At 73.6% G+C, this 19,726-nt stretch carries 23 protein-coding genes; 8 read left to right on the forward strand and 15 right to left on the reverse strand.

The window, feature by feature from the left end; all coding sequences use genetic code 11:
- Nucleotides 1-98 precede the first annotated feature (98 nt).
- Nucleotides 99-938 (reverse strand): alpha/beta hydrolase, encoded by an 840-nt coding sequence (locus tag LN652_RS10915; protein WP_230440657.1) that lies wholly within the window; start codon nt 936-938, stop codon nt 99-101.
- Entirely contained in the window at nt 935-1,504 is a 570-nt protein-coding gene (locus tag LN652_RS10920) for a winged helix-turn-helix domain-containing protein (RefSeq protein WP_230440658.1), read from the reverse strand. The genes LN652_RS10915 and LN652_RS10920 overlap by 4 nt, the downstream gene beginning before the upstream one ends.
- Before the next feature lie 68 nt (nt 1,505-1,572).
- Here LN652_RS10920 and LN652_RS10925 point away from each other — a divergent pair, with 68 nt between their 5' ends.
- The gene (locus LN652_RS10925) at nt 1,573-2,817 is read left to right on the forward strand and encodes an MFS transporter (RefSeq protein WP_230440659.1); all 1,245 of its coding nucleotides are present in this window, start codon (nt 1,573-1,575) and stop codon (nt 2,815-2,817) included.
- 193 nt (nt 2,818-3,010) lie between these two features.
- On the opposite strand, the gene LN652_RS10930 is transcribed toward LN652_RS10925, so the two are convergent.
- On the reverse strand, nt 3,011-3,967 hold the full coding sequence (locus tag LN652_RS10930) for a helix-turn-helix transcriptional regulator (RefSeq protein ID WP_230440660.1): 957 nt from the start codon (nt 3,965-3,967) through the stop codon (nt 3,011-3,013).
- 62 nt (nt 3,968-4,029) lie between these two features.
- Here LN652_RS10930 and LN652_RS10935 point away from each other — a divergent pair, with 62 nt between their 5' ends.
- On the forward strand, nt 4,030-5,070 hold the full coding sequence (locus LN652_RS10935; RefSeq protein WP_230440661.1) for an ATP-binding cassette domain-containing protein: 1,041 nt from the start codon (nt 4,030-4,032) through the stop codon (nt 5,068-5,070).
- A complete protein-coding gene (locus LN652_RS10940) occupies nt 5,067-5,813 on the forward strand; it encodes an ABC transporter permease (protein ID WP_230440662.1) in 747 nt (248 codons plus the stop codon). The genes LN652_RS10935 and LN652_RS10940 overlap by 4 nt, the downstream gene beginning before the upstream one ends.
- 97 nt (nt 5,814-5,910) lie before the next feature.
- Here LN652_RS10940 and LN652_RS10945 read toward each other — a convergent pair whose 3' ends face one another.
- The 4 genes from LN652_RS10945 to LN652_RS10960 all read right to left on the reverse strand — a co-directional run bounded on the left by LN652_RS10945 (nt 5,911) and on the right by LN652_RS10960 (nt 10,934).
- A complete protein-coding gene (locus LN652_RS10945) occupies nt 5,911-6,942 on the reverse strand; it encodes a glycosyl hydrolase family 18 protein (protein ID WP_230440663.1) in 1,032 nt (343 codons plus the stop codon).
- Nucleotides 6,943-7,041: 99 nt separating this feature from the next.
- Nucleotides 7,042-9,357, reverse strand: coding sequence for a phosphoribosylformylglycinamidine synthase subunit PurL (gene purL / locus LN652_RS10950; protein WP_230444726.1), 2,316 nt, complete (start codon nt 9,355-9,357; stop codon nt 7,042-7,044).
- 46 nt (nt 9,358-9,403) lie between these two features.
- On the reverse strand, nt 9,404-10,558 hold the full coding sequence (locus LN652_RS10955; protein WP_230440664.1) for a hypothetical protein: 1,155 nt from the start codon (nt 10,556-10,558) through the stop codon (nt 9,404-9,406).
- A 1-nt stretch (nt 10,559) separates the two neighbouring features.
- Entirely contained in the window at nt 10,560-10,934 is a 375-nt protein-coding gene (locus tag LN652_RS10960) for a hypothetical protein (RefSeq protein ID WP_230440665.1), read from the reverse strand.
- Nucleotides 10,935-11,084: 150 nt separating this feature from the next.
- Between LN652_RS10960 and LN652_RS10965 the strand changes: the two genes are divergently transcribed.
- From LN652_RS10965 to LN652_RS10975, 3 genes are all read left to right on the forward strand, one after another.
- Nucleotides 11,085-12,185 (forward strand): hypothetical protein, encoded by a 1,101-nt coding sequence (locus tag LN652_RS10965; RefSeq protein ID WP_230440666.1) that lies wholly within the window; start codon nt 11,085-11,087, stop codon nt 12,183-12,185.
- Nucleotides 12,182-12,583, forward strand: a complete 402-nt coding sequence (locus LN652_RS10970; protein WP_230440667.1) for a hypothetical protein — start codon at nt 12,182-12,184, stop codon at nt 12,581-12,583. The genes LN652_RS10965 and LN652_RS10970 overlap by 4 nt, the downstream gene beginning before the upstream one ends.
- Nucleotides 12,584-12,708: 125 nt before the next feature.
- Nucleotides 12,709-14,085, forward strand: coding sequence for a glycoside hydrolase domain-containing protein (locus LN652_RS10975; protein WP_230440668.1), 1,377 nt, complete (start codon nt 12,709-12,711; stop codon nt 14,083-14,085).
- A gap of 117 nt (nt 14,086-14,202) precedes the next feature.
- Here LN652_RS10975 and LN652_RS10980 read toward each other — a convergent pair whose 3' ends face one another.
- From LN652_RS10980 to LN652_RS11015, 8 genes are all read right to left on the reverse strand, one after another.
- A complete protein-coding gene (locus LN652_RS10980; RefSeq protein ID WP_230440669.1) occupies nt 14,203-14,646 on the reverse strand; it encodes a DUF3817 domain-containing protein in 444 nt (147 codons plus the stop codon).
- Nucleotides 14,643-15,311: a phosphoribosylformylglycinamidine synthase subunit PurQ gene (gene purQ / locus LN652_RS10985; RefSeq protein ID WP_230440670.1), complete on the reverse strand. Its 669-nt coding sequence runs from the start codon at nt 15,309-15,311 to the stop codon at nt 14,643-14,645. The genes LN652_RS10980 and purQ overlap by 4 nt, the downstream gene beginning before the upstream one ends.
- On the reverse strand, nt 15,311-15,592 hold the full coding sequence (gene purS / locus LN652_RS10990) for a phosphoribosylformylglycinamidine synthase subunit PurS (protein ID WP_230440671.1): 282 nt from the start codon (nt 15,590-15,592) through the stop codon (nt 15,311-15,313). Before purS ends, purQ begins: the two co-directional genes overlap by 1 nt.
- An 89-nt stretch (nt 15,593-15,681) precedes the next feature.
- On the reverse strand, nt 15,682-15,867 hold the full coding sequence (locus LN652_RS10995) for a hypothetical protein (protein ID WP_230440672.1): 186 nt from the start codon (nt 15,865-15,867) through the stop codon (nt 15,682-15,684).
- Nucleotides 15,867-17,432, reverse strand: coding sequence for a long-chain-fatty-acid--CoA ligase (locus LN652_RS11000; protein WP_230440673.1), 1,566 nt, complete (start codon nt 17,430-17,432; stop codon nt 15,867-15,869). Before LN652_RS11000 ends, LN652_RS10995 begins: the two co-directional genes overlap by 1 nt.
- Nucleotides 17,433-17,464: 32 nt before the next feature.
- Nucleotides 17,465-18,013 carry an SRPBCC family protein gene (locus LN652_RS11005; protein ID WP_329958492.1) on the reverse strand — a complete coding sequence of 183 codons (549 nt, stop codon included), beginning with the start codon at nt 18,011-18,013 and terminating at the stop codon, nt 17,465-17,467.
- Nucleotides 17,902-18,798, reverse strand: a complete 897-nt coding sequence (locus LN652_RS11010) for a phosphoribosylaminoimidazolesuccinocarboxamide synthase (RefSeq protein WP_230440674.1) — start codon at nt 18,796-18,798, stop codon at nt 17,902-17,904. The genes LN652_RS11005 and LN652_RS11010 overlap by 112 nt, the downstream gene beginning before the upstream one ends.
- 9 nt (nt 18,799-18,807) lie before the next feature.
- Nucleotides 18,808-18,948, reverse strand: coding sequence for a hypothetical protein (locus tag LN652_RS11015; RefSeq protein WP_230440675.1), 141 nt, complete (start codon nt 18,946-18,948; stop codon nt 18,808-18,810).
- A 124-nt stretch (nt 18,949-19,072) separates the two neighbouring features.
- On the opposite strand from LN652_RS11015, the gene LN652_RS11020 reads away from it, so the two are divergent.
- Together LN652_RS11020 and LN652_RS11025 are read left to right on the forward strand one after the other, a co-directional pair.
- Nucleotides 19,073-19,222, forward strand: coding sequence for a hypothetical protein (locus LN652_RS11020; protein ID WP_230440676.1), 150 nt, complete (start codon nt 19,073-19,075; stop codon nt 19,220-19,222).
- On the forward strand, nt 19,219-19,725 hold the full coding sequence (locus tag LN652_RS11025; RefSeq protein WP_230440677.1) for a hypothetical protein: 507 nt from the start codon (nt 19,219-19,221) through the stop codon (nt 19,723-19,725). The genes LN652_RS11020 and LN652_RS11025 overlap by 4 nt, the downstream gene beginning before the upstream one ends.
- Nucleotide 19,726 lies beyond the last annotated feature (1 nt).

Here is a 19,726-nt window from a genome sequence, read left to right on the forward strand (position 1 = left end):
GTAGTCCGCTGCGATCGGCCGGTCTCCGGGGCCCGCTGACCGGTCGATCGCAGCGGACTATCCCGAGGGGGTGGGGACGGGGGTGGGGATGTCACCGGTCAGCCGATGCCGTCGAGCACCTCGACGCAGGCGGCCCAGGCGCTGCTGTCGGGGTCGATCACCCCGAAGTGGCCGCCCTCGACCTCGACGAGGCTCGCCTCGGCGCCGGCGTCGGTCGCCGCCGCGACGTAGTCCTCGGACTGGCTGAACGGCACCGTGTCGTCGTCGCGGGCGTGGACCGCCCAGACCGGGACCTCGAGCGGCACCTGGGTCATCGGGTCGGCCTGCTCGTACGCCTCCTCGCTCGGCTCGCCGAGGAAGCCGAGTGCCGCGTCGGTGCCGAGGTGGTCGCGGACCGCGGCGCGCAGGTCGACGACGCCGGCCTGGCTCACGACGTGGGTCAGCGCCGGGCCGCCCGCCCACCGCTCGAAGCGGCCGCGCGCGGCGGCCCAGGTGGCGAGGTGGCCGCCCGCGGAGTGGCCGAGCGTGACGACCGGGCCGGCGGCGCCCTCGGCGACCGCGCCGATCGCGGCGTGCACGTCGTCGAGGGTCTCGGGGAAGCCGCCGCCGTTGCCGACCCGGCGGTACTCCACGTTGGCCGCGGTCCACCCCCGCGCGACCAGGTCCTTGGCCAGCGGGGCGCCGTAGTCCGCGCCGTACTGGGCCTTCCAGAAGCCGCCGTGGATCACCACCACCAGCCCGCGGCTGGTGCCCGCGGGGGTGTGCAGGTCGACCCACTGGCTGGGGTCGTCGCCGTAGGTGATCCGCTCGGTCTCGGCCGTCGCCTCGTCGCTCACGCGCCCCACTGTGCCGGACCGCTCGTCGGCGCAGGCGGCGAGGGCCGCTGCCACGCCGACGGCGACCGGGGTCGCGAGCAGGGCGCGTCGGGTCGGGGTCACGCCTGCTCCGCGTCGCGGGGCTGGACGACGTGGAGCACGTGGTAGGTCCGCCGCTCGGGGTCGCGGCCCTTGGTCCGCGCGGTCCAGGACTCGATGAGCTCGTCGATCTCCCGGCGGAGCTGGGCGGCCTCGTCGTCGGTGAGCCTGACCGAGTGGTCGGACGCCGAGAAGTGACCGCTCCCCGTGGGTCGGTCGAGGACGAAGACGTTGTCGACCATCTCGTGGAGCGCGGCCAGCTTGCGGGCGCGGAAGACGTCGACCGCCGCCTGCCCGCCGGGCAGCTCCTTCATCTCCTTGAGGTTGACCGTGTAGCCCTCGGCGGCGACCGCCCGCCACACCCGGTCGCGCTTGTCGCGCGCCTCCTCGGGCGCCTCCTCGACCAGGCCGTACTTCGCGAGCTGGCGCAGGTGGAAGCTCGCCTGGTTGGCGGGGATCCCGAGGTCGCGGGCCACGTCGGCGGCCCGCACCGGGCCGCTGGCCGAGAGCTCCTCGAGGATGCGCGTACGGACCGGGTGGGCGATCGCGCGCAGCACGCGCGGGTCGCTCAGACGTCGGGGTTCTGCCATGGCCGGAGCCTACCCGAGTTGCGCACGCACTATTGCGCAACACTTATTGCGCATCATATGGTGCGGACATGCCCGGATACCGACAGCTCTCGCACAACCGCGACTTCACCGTGCTCTGGATCGGCGACACCGTCAGCGAGCTCGGCAGCGCGCTGTCGATGTTCGTGTTCCCGCTCATCGCGTACGCCCTCAGCGGCTCCGCGCTCACCGCCGCGGTCGTCGAGGCCGCCTACCTCGGCGGGCTGTGCGCCACCCTGCTGCCGGCCGGCGTGCTGGCCGACCGGGTCGACCGCCGGCGGATCATGCTCGTGTCGAGCGCGACCGGCTGCGTCGCCTACACGTCACTGGCGCTGGCCGGCGCCACCGGCCGCCTCACGCTCCCCCACCTCGTCGTCGTCGCGCTGGTGACCGGCGTCGCGGCGGGGGCGTTCAACCCCGCCCAGACCTCGGCGATCCGGTCGGTCGTCACCACCGAGGACCTCCCGACCGCGCTCAGCCAGAACCAGGCCCGCCAGCACGTCGCGTCGCTGCTCGGCGGCCCGCTCGGCGGGACGCTCTACGCCGTCACGCGGTGGCTGCCGTTCGCCGTCGACGCGGTGTCGTTCGCGATCGCCTGCCTGACCGTGTCGCGCGTACGCACCGACCTGAGCGCCCCGCACCGCCGGCACGAGCCGCTGCGTCGCCAGCTCACCGAGGGCTTCGGCTTCATGTGGGCCCGCCCGTTCTTCCGCACCCTGCTGGCCTGGTCGTCGATGACCAACCTGGTGGTCAACGCGCTGTTCTTCGTCGTCGTGCTGCGGATGGTGCAGGCGGAGGTGCCGGCCGCCCAGATCGGGCTGGTGTCGACCGCCGCCGGCGTCGGCGGGCTGCTCGGGGCCGCCCTCGCGCCGACCCTGATCCACCGCCTGCCCACGGGACGCCTGACCGTGCTGGTCGGCTGGGCGTGCTGCGTCCCGCTGGTGCCGCTCGCGTTCTCCGCCAGACCGTGGACGGCGTGCGCCAGCACCTTCTTCCTGCTGCTGCTCAACCCGGTCGGCAACGCCGGGATCAGCTCGTACCGGATGGCCGTCACCCCCGACCACCTCCAGGGTCGCGTCGGCTCGACCAGCCAGTTCGTGTCGATGTCGGTCATGCCGCTCGCCCCGCTCCTCGGCGGGTGGCTGCTCGAGCACCAGGGCGGCACCGTCGCGATCGGCGCCCTGGTCGTCGCCTCCGCGCTGCTCGCGGTCCTGCTGACCTCGAGCCGCTCGATCCGCTCGGTCCCGCGGCCGTCGGAGTGGGTGCTCGAGCCCGTGCCGGCGCCCGTCGCCTGACGCCCCGGGCGCAGGCGCCGGCCCTGGATCGGCCGCCCCGGGCCTTCTCCTCGCGGTAGTCCAGTGACGGTTGACTGCCCGGGCCGGTAGTCCAGTGACGGATGGTCGTCCCGGGGCTCCCGGCACCACCAGATCTCACTGGACTACCCCGGCCGGCCCGAGGGCCCCGGCCGACTGCACCCGAGCCCGCCCGCTAGGCCCGCCCGGCCGTACGCGCGAACCGCGCGCCCACCTCGGCGACCTTCGCGGCCAGCTCCGGCGGCGACTCGACGGAGAACTCCGCGCCCGACCCGGCCAGCACCATGAGCGGCCAGTCCAGGTCGTCGACGTTCATCTCCAGCACGCAGCCCCCGCCGACGGGCGTGACGGTGCCCCAGCGCCCGACCCGCGGCGCGACCTCGTCGGCCGGCGCGGCGAGCCGGACGCGTACGGCGTAGCGCTGGGGCATCCGGCGGATCCCCTGCTGGACGAAGGTCAGCGCGTCCTCGGCCGGGAGGTCGCGCGGCCGGAACCGCTGGCCGGTGGGCTCCGGGTCGGAGATCCGGTCGAGTCGGAAGCTGCGCCAGTCGGCCCGGTCGCGGTCCCAGGCGACGAGGTACCACCGGCGGCCGAGGGACACCAGGCGCAGCGGCTCGACCCGGCGGTGGGTCACCTCCGCCGCCCGTGCGGCGTAGTCGAAGCGGACCAGCTCGGCGTCCCGGCACGCCTGCGCGAGGGTCGTCAGGACCGCGGCGTCGAACGCCGGCGCCCCCTCCCAGGGCCCGGGCGCCTCCGTCTGCGACGCGACGGCGTCCATCTGGCGACGCAGCCGCGGGGGCATCAGCGCGAGCACCTTCGACAGCGCCTGCACCGACCAGCCGTCCACGCCGGCGACCGCGCCGACCGCGGCGGACCGCAGCCCCACGGCGATCGCCACCGCCTCCTCGTCCTCGAGCAGCAGCGGCGGCAGCGCCGCGCCCGCCCGCAGCTGGTAGCCGCCGGCGGCACCCCGCACGGCGTCCACCTGGTAGCCGAGGTCGCGGAGCCGGTCGACGTCGCGGCGCAACGTCCGCGCGCTGACCTCCAGCCGGTCCGACAGCTCCGGCCCCGGCCAGTACCGGTGGGTCTGGAGCAGCGACAGCAGCCGCAGCATCCGCTCGCTCGTGCTCATGGCACCAGAATAGATCCGAATGCGGACAGTAACTGACCTGATAGTTCCCTAGCGTCGTCGGCATGACCCACCACCACGAAGCAACCGGACCCGCGATCGTGACCCGTGGCCTCACCCGCCACTTCACCTCGCGCAAGCAGACCATCGAGGCCGTCCAGGGCCTCGACCTCGAGATCGGGCAGGGCGAGCTCGTCGCCTTCCTCGGCCCCAACGGGGCGGGGAAGTCGACGACGCTGCGGATGCTCACCACCCTCATCCCACCCACGGCCGGCACGGCGACCGTCGCCGGCCACGACGTCGTCACCGGGCAGCGCGACGTACGCCGCGCGATCGGGTTCGTCGGCCAGGGCAACGGCGCCGGCCACCGCCAGCTCGGCCGCGACGAGCTGGTCAGCCAGGGCCGCGCGCACGGCCTGTCCCGGGCCGACGCCCGACGCCGGGCCGACGAGCTGGTCGAGGACCTCGACCTGTCCGCGGTCGCCGACCGCAAGGTGTCCTCGCTCTCCGGCGGCCAGCGCCGTCGCCTCGACATCGCGATGGGGCTGGTGCACCTGCCCCGCGTGCTGTTCCTCGACGAGCCGTCGACCGGCCTCGACCCGCAGAACCGCGCCAACCTCCAGGGGCTGGTCCAGCGGCTGCACGCCGAGAGCGGGAGCACGGTCGTGCTCACCACCCACTACCTCGAGGAGGCCGACGCCCTCGCCGGGCGCGTGGTCGTGGTCGACCACGGCCGCGTCATCGCCGACGACACCGCCGCCCGGCTCAAGAGCGGGCTCGGCGACCTGGTCCGGCTCGGGTTCACCGGCCCCGACGTGGTCGCCCGCGCCGCGGCCCGCCTCGACCGGGTGCCGGACGCCCGGGTGGAGGCCGGCCCGGACGTCGTCGACCTGCGCGTCAAGGACGGCTCCACGATGGTCGGCGAGCTGCTCGCCGACCTGGCCGCCGTCGGCGTACCCCCGACGCGGGTCGAGGTCGCCCGGCCCACCCTCGACGACGTCTTCCTCGACCTCACCGGTCGCAGCCTGCGCGAGACGCAGCAGACCGACCAATCCCTCACCACCGACGCCCAGCCCACCGAGACCGAGAGCGAGGTCGCCGCATGAGCACCTTCGTCAGCGACACCCTGAACGTGATGAACCGCGAGCTGCGCCCGGTCTGGCGCGAGCCGATGGCGGTCGTCTTCGCGATGATCCAGCCCCTGGTCTTCCTCGGGCTGTTCGCCCCGCTGCTGCCCGAGATGGCCGACGGCGCGGCGCTGCAGTGGTTCGTGCCCGGCATCGTCGCGATGACCGCGCTCATGGGCGCGTCCTTCACCGGCTCGAACCTGATGGAGGAGATGCAGACGGGCTCGCACGAGCGTCAGCTGGTCTCGCCGCTCGGGCGTCCCGCACTGCTCGTGGGCCGGGCGCTCAAGGAGGTGGTGCCGATGCTGATGCAGGTCGCGATCATCGTCGCCGTCGTGACCCCGTTCAGCTTCGACCTGCACCTCGGCGGCGCGCTGGCCGCGGCGGTGGTGCTGTCGGTCTTCAGCATCGGTGTGGGTGCGCTCTCCTTCGCGCTCGCACTGGCGTCGAAGGGCGAGGACTGGATGTTCTGGACGATCCAGCAGACCCTCCTCTTCCCGGCCCTGCTGACCGCGGGCGTGCTGCTGCCGGTGGACGGTGCGCCGCGCTGGCTCGAGGTGGTCTCGATGCTCAACCCGATGACGTACGTCGTCGACGCGGTGCGCGCGCTCTTCGCCGGGACGTTCCCGGCCGACGTCGTCCTGCAGGGCGTCGCCGGGGCCGGCTTCGTCGCCGTGCTCGGGCTGGTCGTCGGGGTGCGGGCGATGCGTCGCTCGAGCTGAGGCCCTTCTTCAGTGATCCCCGGTCAGCCGGGGATCACTGAACTTGTCGGCCCGTGCAACGCCTGACAAGTTCAGCGAGAGCCGGTCAGCCGGGGATTCATGAGGACGGTGGGGCCGGTGGGGCGAGGGGGCCGGCCGACCCGAGCCGCCACACCGCGAGGCCGCGGAGGCCGAGGTCGCGCGCGAGGTCGGCGCGTACGCCGCGGAGCGGGCGTCGACCACCACACCCGGCGCCCGCCGGGCAGCCGCGCGGACCACTCCCCGGCGCCGGGGCGCCAGCGGGCGCGGCACCCGCCCGCTCGACCAGGCGCCGCGCGGCTCGCACCGTGAGCGTCCGGCCGGTGCCGTCCGACCGCCAGAGGTAGCCGTAGCCCGCGACGCCCAGGTCGAGCCGCTCGGCCGGCACCTCCTCGAGGGCCGCGGCCACGGCGTCGCGGACCCACGGCAGGCCGCCGATCGGTCCCGGGCCCGACCACCCGGGGCCGTGCTGGTCGTAGGCCATCAGCTGCACCGCGTCGACCACGGCCGCCAGCTCGGCCAGCCGGTAGCCACCGGCGCGGTAGGCCGAGCGGCTGGTGCGGGCCGACACGTCGATCGTCACCGACGCGGACGCGGGGATCCGCTCGCGCAGGGCGGTCACGAACGCGACCAGGCCGTGGCCGTCGCGGCGGCGTACGCGCTCGAGGTCGACGTTGACGCCGTCCCACCGGCCGGCCGCGACGAGGCGGGCCAGCCGGTCCGCGACGGCGTCGACCTTCGCCGGGTCGCCGAAGAGGGCGGATGCCGCTCCGGGGTCGAAGTCACCGAGCCGGTCGCTGTAGTTGCCGACGAGCAGCTCGGCGCGCAGGCCGACCGCGTGGGCCGCCTCGACGAGGGCCGCGACCCGGGCGTCGGGCCGGGTCAGGGACGCACCGTCGGGACGGAGCGAGACAGCGGCGACGGTCACCGTGGTGAGCGCTGCGGCGTCGCGGCCGACCACCTCGGTCGGGGTGCTCGGCAGCGCGTAGCCGGTGACGACCAGGCCGTCGGCCTCGCGGCGCCCGTGGTCAGGCGGGCCGGCGGTTGCGGGCGCGCCGGCCGCCAGCGGCGCGAGCAACGCGAGGGCGAGGGCGGCGGTCTTCGTACGCACGCCGCGAGTCTGCCCGACTTCGTGGCCGGAACTCGTGCTGTGCACCCGCGATCTCGGGTGCACAGCACGAGAGTCCCCGGATATCCGGGGACTTCAGCCTCAGGAGCCGAGGGCGGCCGGGAGCGTCGCGCGCCAGGCGTCGCGCGCCTCGGCGACGGGGAGGTCGAACGCACCCTCGACCGAGAGCGTGTCGCCGCCGGTGCGGCCGAGCGGGGTGAGCGGCACCCCGTGGCGCTCGGCGAGCGCGACCAGCGCGTCGGCCTGCTCGTCGGTGACCGTCACCAGCGCGCGGGCCGCGGACTCGGAGAACAGCGCGACGAAGGCGTCGCCGCCGGCGACGGAGGCCAGCGAGACCGACGCACCGACACCGCGGTGGAAGGTGGACTCGGCGAGGGCCTGGGCGAGCCCGCCCTCGGACAGGTCGTGGGCGCTGGTCAGGACGCGGTCGCGCGAGGCGTCCTGGAGCAGCGAGGCGAGCGCCTGCTCGGCGGCGAGGTCGAGGACCGGCGGCAGTCCGCCGAGGTGGCCGTGGACGACGTGGGCCCACTCCGAGCCGGACAGCTCGTCGCGGGTCTCGCCGAGCAGGAAGACCCGCTCGCCTGCGGCGCCGAAGCCGGTCGGCGTACGCCGGGTGACGTCGTCGATGACGCCGAGGACGGCCACCACGGGCGTCGGGAGGATCGCCGTGTCGCCCGTCTGGTTGTAGAGGCTGACGTTGCCGCCGGTCACCGGGATGCCGAGCTCGAGGCAGGCGTCCTTCAGGCCGCGGCAGGCCTCGGCGAACTGCCACATCACGTCCGGGTCCTCGGGCGAGCCGAAGTTGAGGCAGTCCGAGACCGCGAGCGGGCGGGCGCCGCCGGTGGCGACGTTGCGGAACGACTCGGCCAGCGCGTGCTGGGCGCCGGTGTAGGGGTCGAGCTTGGCGAAGCGACCGTTGCAGTCGGTCGACACCGACACACCCAGGTTGGTCTCCGCGTCGACCCGCACCATGCCGGAGTCGGCCGGCTGCGCCAGGACGGTGTTGCCCTGGACGTAGCGGTCGTACTGGTCGGTGACCCAGGACGTGTCGCACAGGTTGGGCGAGGCGACCATCCGGAGCACCGTGTCGCGCAGCTCCTCCCCGGTCGTCGGTCGCGCCAGGCGCGAGGCGTCGTCTGCCTGGAGCCCGTCCTGCCAGTCGGGCCGGGCGAACGGACGCTGGTAGGTCGGGCCGTCGTGGGCGACCGAGCGCGGGGGCACGTCGACGACGCGCTCGCCGTGCCAGTCGATGTGCAGCCGGCCGGTGTCGGTGACCTCGCCGACGACCACGGCCTCGACGTCCCACTTCTCGCAGATCGCCATGAAGGCGTCGACGTCGCCGGGCTCGACGACGGCCATCATCCGCTCCTGCGACTCGCTCATGAGGATCTCCTCGGGGGCGAGCGTGGAGTCGCGCAGCGGGACCCGGTCGAGCTCGACGTGCATGCCGCCGTCGCCGGCCGACGCCAGCTCGGAGGTGGCGCAGGACAGCCCGGCCCCGCCGAGGTCCTGGATGCCGGCGATGACGCCGGCGGCGAAGAGCTCGAGGGTGCACTCGATGAGCAGCTTCTCCATGAACGGGTCGCCGACCTGGACGCTCGGGCGCTTGGCCGGCCCGTCGGCGTCGAAGGTCTCCGAGGCCAGCACCGAGACGCCGCCGATGCCGTCGCCGCCGGTGCGGGCGCCGTAGAGGACGACCTGGTTGCCGACGCCCGACGCCTTCGCGAGGTGGAGGTCCTCGTGGCGCAGGACGCCGACGCAGAGCGCGTTGACCAGCGGGTTGCCGGCGTAGGTCGCGTCGAAGACCACCTCGCCACCGATGTTGGGCAGGCCCAGGCAGTTGCCGTAGCCGCCGACGCCGGCCACGATCCCCGGCAGCACGCGCGCGGTGTCGGGGGCGTCGAGCGGGCCGAAGCGCAGCGGGTCCATCACCGCGACCGGGCGGGCGCCCATCGCGAGGATGTCGCGGACGATGCCGCCGACGCCGGTCGCGGCGCCCTGGTAGGGCTCGACGAACGACGGGTGGTTGTGGCTCTCGACCTTGAACGTGACGGCGTAGCCCTGGCCGATGTCGATGACGCCGGCGTTCTCGCCGATGCCCGCGAGCAACCGTCCCGGCCCCACCGGCGTCTCCTGCGGACCGTGCTGCAGGTGGCCTTCGGCCGTGGCGCCGAACTGCTTGAGGTGCACCTTGGTGGACTTGTAGGAGCAGTGCTCGCTCCACATCACCGAGTACATCGCCAGCTCCGAGCTGGTGGGCCGCCGGCCGAGGATCTCGCGGATCCGGGCGTACTCGTCGGCCTTCAGGCCGAGCTCGGCCCACGGCTGCTCGCGGTCGGCGTCGGTGGACGCCGCCGAGACCGTGTCGAGGGTGCCGGTCGCGCCGGACGTCGTCAGGGAGGCGGACTGAGGGGCGGCGCTCGTGTCGGGCACGACGGCCAATCTACCGGCGCGGCTCCTGCGCGGTCTCCCCGGGCACGTGCTCGACCACCGTGGTCCGGGCGGGGGTCTCGTCGGGGGTCTCGTCGGTCGCCTCGCCGGGGGTCTCGTCGCCGGGCCGGTCCTCGGCCTCGCGCTCCTCACGACGGGCGGCACGCTCGGCCTTGCGGGCGGCCCGCTCGGCGCGCTTCTCCTCCAGCGCGGCCTGCTTGGCCTCCTTCGCCGCGGCCTTCTCCCGCGCGGCGCGGGCCTCGTCGCCCTCGGGCCCCTCGAGCCGCGGCGTGGCGAGTCGGCGGGCGCCGGCGCGGCCGCTGGCCATGCCGCGCGACATCGTGCCGGCGCGGGCACCCATTGCGCCCGCACCCATCCCGCCGATCGGCGGCGTCGCGGCGCTCGAGCCACGACGCCGCGCGGCGCCCAGCAGCCCGCCGGCCGCAGCCGCACCGAGGGCCCCGACGTCGCCGCCGGACAGGCCGGAGAGGCCGCTCAGGTGGGGCATGTCGACGTCGATCGGACCGATCGGTGCCAGCCCGGCCGCGGCGACACCGGCCTGGGCGCTGCCCGGGACGGAGGTGGAACCGGTCGCGACCATCTCGACACCGGAGTAGTCGCCCGGGGCGCCGAGCGCCGCGGGGAACCCGCTGCCGCTCAGCGTGACGAGAGCGGACCTGACGCGGACCAGGTCCGCCCGGGTCACGCGCAGCCGCTCGCTCTCCTGGTCGAGCGCGATCCTCAGCCGTCCGCGGATCTCCTCGGCGCCGGTCTGTGCCCGGCTCACCAGCGACCGGTCCTCGTCGCGGTCGGGGCGGAACACGAGGTAGCGGGACTCGCCCACCACCTCGTGGGGCACCAGCGCCACGGCGGTCCACGCCTGGTCGAGCTCGGCCTGGCTGGCACCGAGGACCTCGACGACGGCGCGCAGGGAGCTCGCGACCTGCTGGGCGAGCGAGGTGAAGCGGTCGAGGTTGACCAGCACCTCGCGCCGGTGGGTGTCGTAGCTCTCGGCCGCCGCGGCCTCCCAGCCGTCGGTGGCGCGGCGCGCGGCGACGACGAGCTCCTCGGCCCGGTGGGCCATCAGGTCCGCGAGCTCGGTCCAGCGCTGCGCGGCCAGCTCGAGCGGTCGCGTGTCGGCGCGCAGCTCCCACGGGTTGGCCGGCACGTCAGTGCCCCCCTCGACCGCGCTGGCCGCCGAAGCCGTCGACCTGGCGCGTGGCGCGGCCGAGCTCGGCGGCGACCGTCTCGTCGGCCTTCACGGCGTCGGACGCCGCCGCCACGAGCCCCTCGATGCCGAGACCGAGGCTCCGGGTGATCGACGTGACGACCTCGCCCGCCTCGGTGAGCGCGTCGCCGTAGGCCGAGGTGAGGTTGGCCGTGCCGGTGGCGTCGCCCAGGCCGGCGCACGCGGTGGAGAGCTCGTCGGTCGCGGCCTCCCAGTCGGCGAGCATGTCGGCGAGGAGGGTCTCCGAGGACGCGGCGAGCTCCACCAGCCGGTGGGGCTCGACCTGCATCGAGGAGGTGCGTCCGCGTCCGCTCACCCCTGCGGGATACCCGTGCGACGCGAGCCCAAACACCGCGATCGCGAGCTGTGGACGCAGGAATCCGGCGGGGCGCCGGTTTGGTCGCGCGGCGAACGGGGAACGTGACCCGGCACACCCCGTGCCCGTTCCCGTCCCCCAGGAGCCGCGATGAACGCCGTGATGACCGTCGACCTCTCGGAGCTCGACGCCTGGTCCGCCCAGGTCCAGCGAGCCAGCGACGACCTCACCGGCATCGCCCGCAACGGCGGCCACAGCCTCGTGCAGACCGACTTCGGGCCGATCCTCGAGACGATGATGGGCGCCTACCACGCGCTGCTCCCCTCGATCCACCAGTCGCTCGACGACAACGGCACCGGGATGCGCGACCACGCGGAGGCGCTGAAGGCCACCGCCCGCGACTTCACGCTGACCGAGGACGGCGTCGTACGCCGCCACCAGGCGCAGGGCGTCGACGGCCGCGACGGGTCCTCCCAGTTCTGGGACGTCGCCGACACCACGATCCGCCGGGCCGCTCCCACCGAGACCAGCCTGCCCCGGATCAGCTTCGGCTTCCCCTACGACACCGTGTGCGACCTGGTCCGGATGCTGACCGGCTTCGACATCCGCGCCGAGCTCGCCGAGAAGATCGGCGGCGACGTCGTCGGGGCCTCGACGCAGGGCTCGTCCCTCGGTGCGCTCGGCACCTCGATGCGCGGTGTCGCCGCCAACCTCGAGAGCGGCAGCCGCACCATCTCCCAGACCTGGCAGGGCGGCGCGTCCGACGCGGCGGTGAAGCAGATCGGGACGTGGGTCGGCTCGCTCGACACCCAGGCGGGCCAGCTGGTGCAGATGGGGCAGAACGTCGTGCAGATCTGCCGCGATGCGTGGCAGACCGCGCAGGCCGTCGTCCAGTGCGTGAAGTCGGCCGTGCAGACGGTGTCGTCGGCGCTGGCCACGATGAGCATCCCCGGCGTCGGGTGGGCCCGTGTCGTGCAGGCGGTCTGGCAGGCGTTCCAGGCGGTGATGAAGGCCTACCACGCGATCATGAAGCTGATCGGCATCCTCCAGAAGGTGAAGTCCTTCATCGAGACGGTGAAGAACTTCTTCGACGGTGACAAGGCGCCCGTCTCGACGCCGACCGCGCCGACCGCGACCGGCGCCCCCGGCAGCACCACCCGCGACCCCCGCACCGTCGCGACGCCCACGATCGGGCAGCACGCACCGGCCGCACCCGTCGCACCTGCCGCTCCCGTGGCGGCGACCGCGTGAGCGGCGAGGTGCGCAGCCAGGCCGAGCTGCTGGCCGAGATCGCGGCCGCGCGCGAGGAGCTCGGCGCCTCGCTGGCCGACCTCCGCGTCACGGTCGAGGAGATGAACGCCCGACCGCTGCTGACCGACGAGGAGCGCGAGGCCCTCGAGGAGCAGGCGGAGTCCGGCGCGTTGGGCGAGGACATGAAGACGCTGGTGGAGAAGATCCGCGGCGGGGAGGACACCTGGGAGCAGGTGTTCGCGGGAGAGTCGCCGAACGCGACGCTCCTGCAGGGGCACCTCACCCGGCTGGTCGACGAGCACCAGGACGACCTCGCGCTGGCGTTCGAGGAGCTCGTCGAGCGCGAGGAGGCGGCCGGCAACTTCCTGCTCGACGAGGTCCCCGTCCGCGACTCCTGAGCCGCGGCGAACTACAGGCCTGTAGTTCACGGGAACCCCTGTGACTCGTGTGACTCGTGTGATTGTCTGACGTGCGCCACCACGCTGGCCGCCCCGTCTGACCTTCCCCGCCCGCTGGAGTCACCATGCCTCGCCACCGCCCGACGAGCGCCGCGCGCTCGCTCCTGGCCGCCCTCGCGCTGACCGTCGCCGCGCCGCTCGTCGCCCTCGCGCCGACCGGGTCCGCCCACGCCGAGCGCTCCGCGACCCCGCGCCTCGCGAGCGCCCAGCAGATCGCGCTCGCGACACCGGGCGACTTCACCGGGCACGGCTTCGACCAGTGCCTCGCGCCGACCCAGTCCGCGATGGACGCCTGGTGGAAGAAGTCGCCGTTCACCGCCGTCGGCATCTACATCTCCGGCGACTCGCGGGCCTGCCGCAGCCAGCCGAACCTCAGCGCCACGTGGGTCGCCACGCAGGTCGCCCGCGGCTGGCGCCTCCTGCCGATCGCGCTCGGCCCGCAGGCGTCCTGCCAGCCGCGCTTCCCGCGCTACAAGGACGACTTCAAGATCTCCAACAAGCCCGCGGGCGGCTACGCGACGGCCGCGGCTCAGGGTGCCGCCGAGGCCGACAAGAACGCCGCCGACGCGGTGGCGTACGGCATCGGGCCGGGCAGCACCATCTGGTACGACCTCGAGGGCTTCGACCTCACCAACACCGCCTGCCGCGAGTCCGCGCTCGTCTTCGTGTCGAGCTGGGTGACGCGGATCAAGCAGCAGGGCTACGTCGCAGGGTTCTACTCCAGCGCGAGCTCGGGCATCAAGATGCTCGACGACGCCCGCACCCAGCGGCCCGGCCAGTTCGCGCTGCCCGACCGGATCTGGATCGCGCGGTGGGACGGCAACGCCGACACCTCGACCACCTACATCCCCGAGGAGGGCTGGCGCCCGGGCGGCCGGATGAAGCAGTACCGCGGCGGTCACAACGAGACCTGGGGCGGCGTCACGATCAACATCGACAGCAACTTCATCGACCTCGGCGCCGGCTCGCAGCCCGTCCCGGAGGGCCGCTGCCCCGGCACCCGGCTCGACTTCTGGAAGTACCCCACCCTCACCCCGGGCGCCGCGAAGGTCGCCCGCGTGAAGGTGCTGCAGTGCCTGCTCACCGAGCAGGGCACCTACGCCGGCGCGATCAACGGCAGCTACGACGCCGCGACCGTCGCCGCCGCCCGGGCGTGGCAGGCGACCCGGAAGTTCACGCCCACCGACACCTTCGAGAAGCGACACTGGGTCGCGCTGCTCTCGGCCGGCGCGCGGACGACGGTGAAGCGCGGCTCCACCGACGAGTCGGTCCACCGCCTCCAGCGTGCGCTCAACGCCGCCGGCGCCGGGAGGTTCCGCGCCACCGGCGTGCTCGACGCGAAGACCGAGGCCGCGCTGCGTGCGTACCAGAAGCGGCTGCGGATCACCGTCTCCGGCGTCGCGACGCCCCAGACCTGGAACAAGCTGCAGCGCGGGCTCTGAGCGTCCCCGGCGCCTCTTCAGCGATCCCCGGCTGACCGGCTCTTCCTGAACTTGTCAGGCCGTGCAACGCCTGACAAGTTCAGCGATCCCCGGCTGACCGGGGATCGCTGAACGAGGTCAGGCAGGCGGGCCGAGGACCAGCGCGACGGCGGTCAGCCCGGCGACGGCGACCACGCCGGCGAGCGCACCCTGCGCGGGGCGGCGCACCAGCCACGCGGCGAGCCGCTCGACGAGGCCGTGCGGCGCCTGGCTGCGCAGCCGCCAGCTGTCGCCGAGCAGGCTCCGGCGCTCGGCGCTGAGCTCGAAGGGGATCGTCGCGAACGGCGGGACCGCCGCGGCGAGGCCGGCGACCAGGCGTCCGGTCGACCACGACTGGTCGACCCACAGCAGCACCGTGGTCAGGCAGTAGGCGATGAAGACGACGCCGTGGACCATGCCGAAGACCTGGACGCCGAGCTCGGTCGTCTCGGTGACGTACTTGAGGAACATGCCGGTCAGCAGCAGCGCCCAGGTGACGGCCTCGGCGCGGGCGACCAGGCGGTAGAGACGGGTGGGGCTCATGCGAAGGAACGCTCCACGAGCGAGGTGAAGAAGCCGAGCCCGTCGGTCCCGGGACCGGTGAGGTCCTCGACCGCGTGCTCGGGGTGGGGCATCAGGCCGACGACGTTGCCGCGCTCGTTGGAGATGCCGGCGATGTCGCGCAGCGAGCCGTTCGGGTTGTCGTCGAGGTAGCGGGCGACCACGCGACCCTCCCCCTCGAGCCGGTCGAGGGTCGCCTCGTCGGCGACGAAGCCGCCCTCGCCGTTCTTGAGCACGATCGTCACCTCCGCGCCCGGGGCGTACGCCGAGGTCCACGGGGTGTCGACGCGCTCGATGCGGAGCCGCTGGTCGCGGCAGACGAACTTGCGGTGGTCGTTGCGGATCAGCGCGCCGGGCAGCAGGTGGGACTCGCAGAGGATCTGGAAGCCGTTGCAGATGCCGAGCACCGGAAGTCCCTTGCCGGCCGCCTCGACGACCGCCGTCATCACCGGCGCGAAGCGGGAGATGGCGCCGCAGCGCAGGTAGTCGCCGTAGGAGAAGCCGCCGGGGAGGACGACCGCGTCGACGCCGCGGAGGTCGTCGTCGCCGTGCCACAGCGCCACCGCCTCGTTGCCGCCGATGGTGACGGCGCGGCGGGCGTCGCCGTCGTCGAGGGAGCCCGGGAAGGTGACGACGCCGACGCGCATCAGCGACCGGCCTCGGCCGCGACCTCGGCCACGGAGCGGTCCTCGACGTGGACCTCGTAGTTCTCGATCACGGGGTTCGACAGGAGCGTCTCGGCCATCTCGTCGACCGCGGCGAGCACCTCGTCGGTGATCTCGCCGTCGATCTCGAGCTCGAACCGCTTGCCCTGCCGGACGTCGGTGACGCCGGCGAAGCCGAGGCGGGGCAGCGCGCCGAGCACTGCCTTGCCCTGGGGGTCGAGGATCTCGGGCTTGGGCATGACGTCGACGACGACTCTGGCCACGGGAGGCTCCTGGTGCAGGACGATGACGGGGCGGTCCCGAGTCTAGTGAGCCTCCCCCGAGCCGTACGCCCCGGGCTCGCGCGCGGGCCTCACTCCCGGCGTCGGGCCGCGGTCACCACCAGCGCGACGCCCAGCCCGGCCACGAGCGGGCCGATGATCGCCCAGGTGGTCTGGTCGGTCATCGGGCTGCCGCCGATGTAGCCGAGGCCCTGGCCGGTCCACACCGCGCCGGCGAGGACCATCAGCACGCCGAGGGCGACGAGCAGGGCGCGCATCAGCTCAGCTCGCGCTTGAGGATCTTGCCGGTCGCGGTCATCGGGAGCGCGTCGACGAACTGCACGATGCGGGGGTACTTGTAGCCCGCCATCTGCTCCTTGCCCCACGCCACGAGCTCGTCCTCGGTCACGGTCGCGCCGTCCTTGCGGATCACGACGGCCTTGACCTCCTCGCCGTGGCTGTCGTGCGGCACGCCGATGACGGCGGCGAGCGAGACGTCGGGATGGGTGAGCAGGACCTCCTCGACCTCACGCGGGTACACGTTGTAGCCGCCGCGGATGATCATGTCCTTGGACCGGTCGACGATGTAGTACCAGCCGTCGGCGTCCTTGCGCCCGAGGTCGCCGGAGCGGAACCAGCCGTCGACGATCGCCTCGGCCGTCGCGTCGGGGCGGCCGTAGTAGCCCTTCATGATGTTGGGGCCCTTGATCGCGATCTCGCCGATCGCGTCCTCGGCGTCCTCGACGTCCTCGCGCACCCCCGGCTCGGGGCTGATCAGCTTCATCTCCACGCCCGGGATCGGCTTGCCGATCGAGCCCACGCGGGCGGGCTCGCCCCACACCGAGAAGCTCGAGACGGGCGAGGTCTCGGAGAGCCCGTAGCCCTCGAGGATGGTGACGCCGAAGCGGCGCTCGAACTCCTTGTGGACCTCGACCGGCAGCGCCGAGCCCCCGGCCGCGGCCACGCGCAGCGTCCCGGCCAGCTTCTTCACGTCGACGCCGGAGTCGTCGAGCGCGCCGAGCAGCCCCCAGTACATCGTCGGGACGCCGGCGAAGAAGGTGACGTCCTCGCGGTCCATCAGCGCCAGCGCGGGCCCGGCCTCGAAGCGCGGCAGCAGCACGACGGTGCCGCCGAAGGCGAAGCCGGCGTTCATGATCACCGTCTGGCCGAACGAGTGGAACAGCGGCAGCACGCACAGGAGCGTGTCGGGGTTGTCGGCGTCCGCGCCGAAGAGGGCGTCGCTGGCGAGCGCGTTCGAGATCATGTTGCGGTGCATCAGCTCCGCACCCTTGGGCTGGCCCGTGGTGCCGGAGGTGTAGAGGATGACGGCGGTGTCGTCGGCGCCGACCTCCCGGGTCTCGAAGACCGGCGACTGGCCCTTCAGGGCCTGGCCGAGGGTCTGCGCGCCCTCGATCGGCGACTCCGCCGCCGGGTCGGCCGTGATCAGGAAGAAGTGCTCGCAGCCCTCGGTCTGCTCGAAGCCGGCGTGGCCCTCGGTGCCGATCGGCAGCTCGGGCGTGCCCTGGAAGCAGAAGTACGCCTTCGCGTCGGAGTCGTCGAGGTGGTAGGCCACCTCCCGACCCTTGAGCAGCACGTTGAGCGGGACGACCGTCGCACCGGCCTTGAGGATCCCGTAGTAGACGATCGGGAAGTACGGCAGGTTCGGGCAGCTCAGCGCGACCTTGTCGCCCGGCTCGATGCCGCGCGAGACCAGCAGGTTGGCGACCTGGCTGGCGCCCGCGTCGACCTGCGCATAGGTCAGGCGGGTGTCGCCGAGCACGACGGCCGTACGGTCCGGGTGGGCCTGGGCGGACCCTTCGAGCAGCGAGGAGAGGTTCGGCATGCGAACAACCTACTCAGCGGTCGTGAGCCACGTCACCCGCCGTGCTGCGCGGCGATGAGCCGGCCGGCCTTGCGGAGGTCGGCGCCGATGGCCCGCCCGGCGACCAGGCCCGAGCTCAGCGCTGCGGCGGCGTAGAGCCCCGAGCCGCTGACCTCGCCCTCGGCCTGCACCCGGCAGCCGGTGCCGCGGGCGGTGAAGCGCAGCCGCAGGTCGGCCCGCACGCCACGCCAGGTCCCGCTCTCGGCCCAGACCCGGTAGGGGACGAACTCGGTGACGACGAGATGGGGGCGTACGCCGACGGCCGTCAGCTCGCTCCACGCCTGGCCGAGGTGCGGCTCCTCGTCGTCGGGCACGTCGACCGACAGCAGGCTGGACTGCCACTTCGGGCGGTTGCGCGGGTCGACGAGGTAGGTGAAGGCCTGCTCGGGCGTGGCCGTCAGCTCGACGCTCGCCGAGAACCGCCGGGTGGTCAGAACCGCTCCCCGGTGAGCAGCTCGTAGGCCTCGACGTAACGGCGGCGGGTCCGCTCGACGACCTCGTCGGGCAGCGGCGGAGGAGCCTCCCCGGACGTGCGGTCCCAGCCGGACTCCGCGGACGTGAGCCAGTTGCGGACGATCTGCTTGTCGTAGGACTCCTGGGCGCGGCCGGGCTGCCAGTCGTTGGCCGGCCAGAACCGGCTCGAGTCGGGCGTGAGGACCTCGTCGGCGAGGATCGTGGTGCCGTCGGGCCGCCGGCCGAACTCCAGCTTCGTGTCGGCCAGGATGATGCCGCGCTCACGGGCGAGGCCATGGGCCTTGCCGTAGACCTCCATGGTCAGCATCCGCAGCTCGGCCGCGGCGTCGTCGCCGACCGCCTCGACCACGGCCTCGTAGTCGACGTTCTCGTCGTGGTCGCCGAGCTCGGCCTTCGTGGCCGGCGTGAAGATCGGCTCCGGGAGACGGCTGCCGTCCTGCAGGCCGGCCGGGAGCGGGATGCCGCAGACCTCGTTGGTGCGGTGGTAGTCGAGCAGCCCCGAGCCGGTGAGGTAGCCGCGGGCGACGCACTCGACGGGGAACATGTCGAGCCGCTCGCACACGACCGCGCGCCCGGCGACGGTGGCGGGGACCTCGGTGGACACCACGTGGTTGCCGACCAGCTCGGCGAGCTGGTCGAACCACCACAGCGACATCCGGGTGAGGATCTCGCCCTTGTCCGGGATCGTGGAGTCGAGCACGAAGTCGTAGGCCGAGGTCCGGTCGCTGGCGACCATCAGCAGCCGTCCCTCGTGCTCACCGGCGTCGATCCGGTAGAGGTCGCGGACCTTCCCGGAGTGCACGTGGGTGGTGCCGTCGATCGCAGGGGCGGTGGGGATGTCGATATCGGCCACGGCACGAGCCTAGCGGCGCGGGGACCACCAGCGGCGCCGCTCACCGTCCGGACGCGCGCGGGCGGCGATCGCGTCGCGCAGGGCGTCGCGCAGCGGCCGCTCGAGGTTCGGGGTTGCGAAGGTGTCGCCGGGGGCGAGGCCGAGGTCCACGCGCCCATCCGAGCAAGACCGCTTCGACCCCTGCCCGGACGACCTGTCCTCGGGCGTCGCCTGGTTTCGGGAGCGTCCCGCGGGGTAGTGACAGGCAGACACGTCACCAGGGGGTTACCGCACCGTGCTGCCCATCTCGTTCCCGACGCTCGGCAGCGCCGCCGCACCCTGCGGCCAGGCCGACCACGCCGGCCGGCGCAGCGAGCGCGAGGAGGCCACCCTCGACCTGCGCAACGCCGAGCTCGAGCGGCTGCGCGACACCGACGGTCGATGAGCCGCAACCGCCGTTCGGACCGGCTCGTCATCTGGGTGTGCTCGCTGGCCGTGCTGGCGGGGAGCGCCGCGCTGCTGGGGTGGTTCGCCGTCGGCGCGGTCGACCACGTCACGGCCGACGACCGGCCGGCCACGATCACCGACGTCTCGGGCCCCGGGACCCGGGCGCCGACGGGCAACAACCGCGACGGCCGCACCATCTCGTTCCGCCTCGAGGACGGGTCCGAGCACGCAGCGGCCACGGAGAGCCGGTGGTTCTGGTGGCCCGACGAGGGCGACACCATCCACGTCCACGAGACCTCGGCGGGCGACTGGACGGTCAGCGAGGACTTCTCCTGGCTGCGCACGCTGGGGTTCAGCGCGGTACTGCTGCTGCCGTGGATCTTCGCGCTGCTCAAGGCGTGGGAGTGGGTGGAGCGCACGGCCCGACCCGAGCGCTGGGAGGCCAAGCAGCGCGAGGAGCGCGACCGGCGCCGGCTCGCCCGCAAGGGCCGGCAGCGCTAGC

Origin of the sequence: Nocardioides okcheonensis, assembly GCF_020991065.1 — a bacterium.
GTDB classification, from domain to species: domain Bacteria; phylum Actinomycetota; class Actinomycetes; order Propionibacteriales; family Nocardioidaceae; genus Nocardioides; species Nocardioides okcheonensis.